We start from the raw sequence: 444 nt of genomic DNA on the forward strand, positions 1-444 counted from the left end.
TATGGTTAGTAAAAATTACTATAAATTAGCATACTATAATTTCGTTAAGCAAAGCCATTATTATATCTTTTAACCAATAATTTAAATTTTTATATATTAAAATTTTTTAGGGCATTTAATTTTTTAAGTGTCCGCTTTCGTTTTGCAAAAACTTTGTCATTGCGAGTGGAACGAAGCAATCCAAACTTAAAGAAATTTTATACAAATTGGATTGCCACGCCTTCGGCTCGCAATGACAATTTTAATTATACTTATGCATTGAAAAACAATTTTGCAATTCTAATAAACAAGGGGTTGCAACCCCTTGTTTTAACTTCAATCACTTTCGATAGCTTATCAAGGAAAATAAAAATTCCTTGTTTAGTTATAAATTTTAAATTTATTCACATAGGAGGATATTCGTATGAAGAATATCAAAACAATTTTAATCGCAGCATTATCGTT

General features: G+C 27.3%; 1 protein-coding gene. It reads left to right on the top strand.

The features are described from left to right. Positions 1-165 precede the first annotated feature (165 nt). On the top strand, positions 166-444 hold a 279-nt coding region (locus EZH24_RS15210), incomplete at its 3' end, for a hypothetical protein (protein WP_236847286.1).

Source organism: Brachyspira catarrhinii (assembly GCF_005518285.1).
GTDB lineage: Bacteria > Spirochaetota > Brachyspiria > Brachyspirales > Brachyspiraceae > Brachyspira > Brachyspira catarrhinii.